Origin of the sequence: Mesorhizobium sp. M7A.F.Ca.US.007.01.2.1 (assembly GCF_003998165.1) — a bacterium.
Lineage (GTDB): Bacteria > Pseudomonadota > Alphaproteobacteria > Rhizobiales > Rhizobiaceae > Mesorhizobium > Mesorhizobium ciceri.
Genome location: NZ_RZQP01000322.1, coordinates 1 through 5,508, shown reverse-complemented (window position 1 = coordinate 5,508; position 5,508 = coordinate 1). Strand labels below are relative to the sequence as shown.

The following is a 5,508-nucleotide window of genomic DNA, read 5'->3' as shown; positions in this document are numbered from 1 at the left end:
GTGCTGGAACGCGAGCCGACCGCCGATGAGGTGGCGCGGCTGACCGAAAAGTGCACCGGCCCCGAACGCTTCGAGATCAAGGGCGATGTGCTCTACCTCAGCGCACCGAATGGGCTGGGCAAATCGGTGTTTGCCGGGCTGATCCCGCGCACGCTGAAAGTGCCGGGTACCGCGCGCAATTGGCGCTCGGTGCAGGCGCTGCTGGAGATGGCCGCACACGCCGGTGAGAAGTAGTTGGCTGGCTAGGCGGAAGTTGGTTTCCAGTCGAAGGTCAGTTCTTCGCGGAAAGCAAAGCGCTTGATGTGATCGGCGACAACGCTTTCCAGGCGCTCGATCGATCCTGCTTCGTCAGTCGACACCGTGATATGCAGCGCTGCGGCATCGGCAGCCATGACGGTACGGCCCATTGAGAGATCGATGGTGCCATGGGTGGGATCGAACTCGACCGGGAATTTGTGTGCCCAGTGCTTGCACAACTGCTGCAGGTAGCGGCTGGCATGTTCGGTGGCGACGTCGGCATGGCTGGTCGGCATGAATTCTCCTGGGCAAGCGCCCTTTTGCATGGCTGGGCGCCGGCCCAAGCCTGGCGCCTCAGCCAGACAGATAGGCGCCGCCCCTGAAAAACCAAACGGTAGCGGGGCCGTCAGCCTGGCATTGTCCGCTCAAGACAGCGTGATCGGCTACCAGCTTCCGGTGTTCGCCATCGAAGCCCAAGGCTCGGCCTTGGCCTTGGCCGGGCCTTTCTGCAAAAGCTCGATCGAGATGCCGTCCGGCGACTTGACGAAAGCCATGTTGCCGTCGCGCGGCGGCCGGTTGATGATGACGCCATTGTCCATCAGATGCTGGCAGGTGGCGTAGATGTCGTCGACCTCATAAGCGAGGTGGCCGAAATTGCGCCCGCCCTTGTAGTCTTCGGGATCCCAATTGTAGGTCAGTTCGACCAGCGGTGCCTTTTCATTGATGCCGCTCTCCTCGTCTTCCGGTGCGGCGAGGAAGATCAGCGTGAAGCGGCCCTGCTCGTTTTCGTAGCGGCGCACTTCCTTGAGGCCGAGCTTATTGCAGTAGAAGTCGAGCGAGGCATCGACGTCGGCGACGCGGATCATGGTGTGCAGATAGCGCATGTGATTTCCTCGATAAATTGCGTTGCGGCGCAACATAGGGTCGGCCCTGTCAAAGGGCAATCGTGCGGCGGTGCGCAATGCCGGCAAAGAACAAATCCGGTATTGCCCCAATGAACCGTGAAAAAAGGCACGGCAGGTCTTGCACACACCGGAAGCCGCAGTGTTAATCTGTTGGCAAGAATCAGTTGCGGTGTTCTTGAAAAGAGGGGGCATTCTTATGGGGGAAAAGGCCTCTTTCATGGGGCGGGACGGAACCCTTGGCGACGCCTTGCAGCGTGACGAAGGCGGCGACGCTTCTGATCTGCTCGAAGTAGCCGGCGCCATCAAGTGGTTCGATGTGGCCAAGGGTTATGGTTTCATCCTCCCGGATGACGGCATCTCGGGCGACATCCTCCTTCATGTGACATGTCTTCGAAGAGACGGCTTTCAGACGGCGCTGGAAGGCGCACGCGTGGTCTGCCTCGTCAAGCATGGCGAGCGCGGATTGCAGGCCTTCCGTGTGCTCTCCATGGATGTCACCACCGCGGTCCACCCGGCCGAGATGCAGGAGCAGCGCACCCATGTCGCTGTGACGCCGGAGAGCGGTCTCGAACGCGCCTTGGTAAAATGGTTCAACCGCACCAAGGGGTTTGGTTTTCTCACCCGCGGCGAGGGTACCGAGGACATCTTTGTCCATATGGAGACCTTGCGCCGTTACGGTATCACCGAGCTTCGGCCCGGACAGGTCGTGCTGGTTCGTTTCGGGCGCGGCGACAAAGGCCTTATGGCCGCCGAAATTCACCCCGATATGGGGACCTTGCCGGTCTCGCACTAGGGCGTTTCCGGCCGAGGATCTCGAATGGCTTACAGGAACTGGCTGACCGCGGGCGCGATGTGCGCGATTGCCTTCGTCGCCGCCGCCGGTGGTTACTTCTATTCCGAAAAGCCAACCTCGGCGGACAGCCGGGCAATGATCCTTCCGGCCGATCCGGCGCCATTGGTCGTGGTGACGAAAGGCGGTGATCGCTCTTTCTCCATCGAAGTCGCCGACACCGCCGCGGAGCGCGAGGCTGGCTTGATGTATCGCCAGGATATGGCGGACAACCACGGCATGCTGTTTGTCTTCGAGGTCCAGCAGCAGGTTGGCTTCTGGATGCACAACACCCCGATGCCGCTTGATCTGATTTTTGTCGGCCAGGACGGCAAGATCCGGGCGGTCAAGCACGGCGAGCCGCAATCAGACGCCGTCATTTCGCCTGGTGTACCGGTGCGCTTCGTGCTTGAGCTCAAGGCCGGCACTGCCGCCAGGAACGGCATCGAGTATGGCGACCTTTTGCGCCATCCGGCGGTGGGCACGGTGTCCGGCCCCGGCATGCCGCCCGCCGACAATGGCGATGCACCCAATGGCGGTGGCGGTTGAGTGCGCAAGCGGGGTCGCTGATGCAGTTTTTCACCCATGACGGCTTCGATCTTGCTTTCCTCGAGCGCCAGCCGGAATCGGGCGAGGGCGATCCGGTGCTGATGATCCACGGCTTCGCTTCGAGCCACTATGTCAACTGGGTGTCGCCCGGCTGGTTCAAGACGCTGAACGATGCCGGTTACCGCGCCATCGCCTTTGACAATCGCGGCCACGGCGCGTCGTCCAAGAGCTATGATGAGGCCGACTATACGCCGGTCAAGATGGCCTCCGATGCCACTGCCTTGCTCGACCATCTCGGCATCGAGCGCGCCCACGTCATGGGTTATTCCATGGGCGCGCGCATCGCGGCGTTCATGGCGCTGTCCGATCCGGACAAGGTGGTGACGCTGGTCTTCGGCGGCCTCGGCATCGGCATGATCGACGGTGTCGGCGATTGGGATCCGATTGCCGACGCGCTGCTTGCCGAAGATCCGGCCGCGACCAGCCATCCGCGCGGCCGGTCGTTTCGCGCCTTCGCCGACCAGACCCGCAGCGATCGCCGTGCCTTGGCGGCTTGCATCGCCAAATCGCGCGAATTGCTGAGCGAGCAGGATGTTGCCCGCATCGCCCAGCCGACGCTGGTCGCAGTCGGCACGACCGACGACATAGGCGGCTCGCCCGATGAGCTTGCAGCGTTGATGCCGAACGCCAGGGCCTTCCACATCGAGGGCCGCGATCATATGCTTGCCGTCGGGGACAAGACCTTCAAGCAGCGCGTGCTGGAGTTCTATGCCGAAAATCCGCTCTGAGCGGAGGGCCCGGGCAGCGAGAAGCAGTGCCGTAGTCGGGGACGAGGCTGCTTGGCATCGTGATAGGCGCCTATCCTGATTGTCCTTATCCGTTTGCAAGGGCCGCCAGCGATCGCGCAATGTTTTCCCGGGCCTGCGGTTCGAAGCGCTGGCGAAACTCTTGCGTGTGGAAGATATGCGGGCGGGCGAGGAAACTCTTCAAGACCGCACTGCGTCCGGCTCGCCACATCAGCTCCTCCACCCAGTGGTACTCGCGCCGCACGGCGCGCTCATAGGCGTCGAAGGCGTCCGGCGCGGCACCCAGGATCGACAGGTCCATATCCAGGAAAAGACTTGCGTCCCGTGTGGCCGTCGCGCCGTCGAACGGCGGCACCTGGTGCGTGGCGGTGGCGACAATCATTGCCGAGATGCGGTCGAGACGTGAAGGATCTGTGCGGCCCGCCAGCTTTTTTTCGGCAAGGGCGGCACTTTGCGCCTCATTGTCCTTGGCCCTGCTGTCATAGACGGCATCGTGGAACCAGATCGCCGCTTCGATCGCCTCGGGATCGGCCAGCAACCTTCGATAGTCGCCAGCCAGCGCCAGCATCGCCTCGATATGGGCAAGGTTGTGGTAGTGGCGGCCCTGTGCCCGGTAGAGCCCTGAGAGCTCGCTTTTCAGCGCGTCGTCGATCAAGGGTTCGTTTTCCATGGCTGCTTGAATTCCCGCGAACCAAATCCATTTGACAAAGCACTAAGGAAAATTGAGTTCAATCGTGCTATGATCTGGCTTATATGTGCGGCCGGGCAGCAGGCAAGCACAACAGGCAAGCCAGGCAGGACGCAGGACGAGACGGCGATGAACAGCATCAGCATTTCCCGACACAGCGCATTGAAGCCGGTCGATCCGATCTGGCGTTCGATCCGCGACGAGGCCATGGAGGCTGTCAACCGCGACCCGCTGCTCGCTGCATTCCTCTATTCGACCATCCTCAACCAGGACAGCCTGGAAGAAGCAGTCATTCATCGGCTGGCCGAGCGGCTGGCGCACCAGGACATCGGCTCCGATCTCATCCGCCAGACCTTCAAGTCCATGCTGGCCGACGACAAGGAGTGGCCGACGACGGTGCGTGTCGACATCCAGGCCTATTACGATCGCGATCCGGCTTGCGACCGCTTCATCATGCCGGTGCTCTATTTCAAGGGGTTCCACGCCATCCAGACGCATCGGCTGGCGCATTGGCTGTGGAACCAGGGGCGCAAGGATTTCGCGCTCTATCTGCAGAGCCGCTCGTCCTCGGTCTTCCAGACCGACATCAACCCGGCCGCCCGCATTGGCAAGGGCATCTTCATCGACCACGCAACCGGCCTCGTGGTCGGCGAGACCGCGGTCATCGAGGATGACGTGTCGATCCTGCATGGCGTGACGCTGGGCGGCACCGGCAAGGCCGGCGGCGACCGCCACCCCAAGATCCGCTACGGCGTGCTGATCGGCGCCGGCGCCAAGATACTCGGCAACATCGAAATCGGCCATTGCTCGAAGATCGCGGCCGGCTCGGTGGTGCTGTCGCCTGTGCCGCACAACAAGACGGTTGCCGGCGTGCCGGCCCGCGTCGTCGGCGAGACCGGCTGCGATCAGCCGTCGCGCCAGATGGACCAGCTTTTGCCGTCGCAGACGATGGATCAGGTCGTCAGTTTCGACATCTGATTGTCATATGTCCGCTGCCTGAGGCCGTGGGCAGACATGGGCGATTGTTCTCGCCCAAGGTCTTTTGAGATTCAGGTCAGGCCGAGCCGAAATGGTGGGTTCCGAGAACCGGAGCGGAGCGTACGTTTGGGTACGTGAGCACAGTTCTACCGCGACGCGGTAGAACGGGGAAGCGCAGGAAACCGCCATTTGCAGGCCGGCCTCACGTGAATATCAACAGACCTTAATCAGGCCGCTTGCCTTTACATCGCCATTGTCGACGTGCCAGAAGCGCGTTCGAACGAGCAAGCCCGATGATCGGAGAAGACTGTTGAAGCCGGACGAAATCAGAAAGCTGGACGCCTATTTCAAGCGCGTCTTCCAAAACCCCAAGCTTGAGGTCAAGGCGCGGCCGCGCAAGGACGATTCGGCCGAGGTCTATGTCGGCGACGAATTCCTCGGCATCGTCTTCAAGGACGAGGACGACGGCGACTACAATTTTTCGATGGCGATTCTCGACATCGATCTGGCCTGAGC

Annotated in this window: 8 protein-coding genes and 1 pseudogene; 6 read left to right on the top strand and 3 right to left on the bottom strand. The window is 61.8% G+C overall.

What is annotated here, in order from left to right; all coding sequences use genetic code 11:
- Window positions 1-234 (top strand): annotated as a pseudogene (locus EN949_RS32485) (DUF1697 domain-containing protein); the annotation flags it as partial.
- Between the two features lie 8 nt (window positions 235-242).
- Here the strand turns inward: EN949_RS32485 and EN949_RS32480 are convergent.
- Both EN949_RS32480 and gloA read right to left on the bottom strand, forming a co-directional pair.
- Window positions 243-533, bottom strand: a complete 291-nt coding sequence (locus EN949_RS32480; protein ID WP_127366976.1) for a DUF2218 domain-containing protein — start codon at window positions 531-533, stop codon at window positions 243-245.
- Window positions 534-680: 147 nt separating this feature from the next.
- Window positions 681-1,121 carry a lactoylglutathione lyase gene (gene gloA, locus EN949_RS32475; protein ID WP_013531328.1) on the bottom strand — a complete coding sequence of 147 codons (441 nt, stop codon included), beginning with the start codon at window positions 1,119-1,121 and terminating at the stop codon, window positions 681-683.
- A 238-nt stretch (window positions 1,122-1,359) separates the two neighbouring features.
- Between gloA and EN949_RS32470 the strand changes: the two genes are divergently transcribed.
- The 3 genes from EN949_RS32470 to EN949_RS32460 are packed head-to-tail and all read left to right on the top strand — an operon-like array spanning window position 1,360 to window position 3,308.
- Window positions 1,360-1,935 carry a cold-shock protein gene (locus EN949_RS32470; RefSeq protein WP_174564974.1) on the top strand — a complete coding sequence of 192 codons (576 nt, stop codon included), beginning with the start codon at window positions 1,360-1,362 and terminating at the stop codon, window positions 1,933-1,935.
- Between the two features lie 24 nt (window positions 1,936-1,959).
- Window positions 1,960-2,520, top strand: a complete 561-nt coding sequence (locus tag EN949_RS32465) for a DUF192 domain-containing protein (RefSeq protein WP_013531330.1) — start codon at window positions 1,960-1,962, stop codon at window positions 2,518-2,520.
- 20 nt (window positions 2,521-2,540) lie between these two features.
- Window positions 2,541-3,308: an alpha/beta hydrolase gene (locus tag EN949_RS32460; RefSeq protein WP_164770155.1), complete on the top strand. Its 768-nt coding sequence runs from the start codon at window positions 2,541-2,543 to the stop codon at window positions 3,306-3,308.
- An 85-nt stretch (window positions 3,309-3,393) separates the two neighbouring features.
- Here the strand turns inward: EN949_RS32460 and EN949_RS32455 are convergent, their stop codons facing one another.
- Window positions 3,394-3,996, bottom strand: a complete 603-nt coding sequence (locus tag EN949_RS32455) for a hypothetical protein (protein WP_063168101.1) — start codon at window positions 3,994-3,996, stop codon at window positions 3,394-3,396.
- Between the two features lie 147 nt (window positions 3,997-4,143).
- Between EN949_RS32455 and cysE the strand changes: the two genes are divergently transcribed.
- Together cysE and EN949_RS32445 are read left to right on the top strand one after the other, a co-directional pair.
- On the top strand, window positions 4,144-4,992 hold the full coding sequence (cysE, locus tag EN949_RS32450) for a serine O-acetyltransferase (RefSeq protein WP_013531333.1): 849 nt from the start codon (window positions 4,144-4,146) through the stop codon (window positions 4,990-4,992).
- A gap of 310 nt (window positions 4,993-5,302) precedes the next feature.
- Entirely contained in the window at window positions 5,303-5,506 is a 204-nt protein-coding gene (locus EN949_RS32445; RefSeq protein ID WP_013531334.1) for a DUF3126 family protein, read from the top strand.
- Window positions 5,507-5,508 lie beyond the last annotated feature (2 nt).

Bases quoted from the DNA above. Each gene is read 5' to 3' on its own strand.
- EN949_RS32480 (WP_127366976.1), bottom strand. From the start codon at position 533: ATGCCGACCAGCCATGCCGACGTCGCCACCGAACATGCCAGCCGCTAC.
- gloA (WP_013531328.1), bottom strand. From the start codon at position 1,121: ATGCGCTATCTGCACACCATGATCCGCGTCGCCGACGTCGATGCCTCG.
- EN949_RS32470 (WP_174564974.1), top strand. From the start codon at position 1,360: ATGGGGCGGGACGGAACCCTTGGCGACGCCTTGCAGCGTGACGAAGGC.
- EN949_RS32465 (WP_013531330.1), top strand. From the start codon at position 1,960: ATGGCTTACAGGAACTGGCTGACCGCGGGCGCGATGTGCGCGATTGCC.
- EN949_RS32460 (WP_164770155.1), top strand. From the start codon at position 2,541: ATGCAGTTTTTCACCCATGACGGCTTCGATCTTGCTTTCCTCGAGCGC.
- EN949_RS32455 (WP_063168101.1), bottom strand. From the start codon at position 3,996: ATGGAAAACGAACCCTTGATCGACGACGCGCTGAAAAGCGAGCTCTCA.
- cysE (WP_013531333.1), top strand. From the start codon at position 4,144: ATGAACAGCATCAGCATTTCCCGACACAGCGCATTGAAGCCGGTCGAT.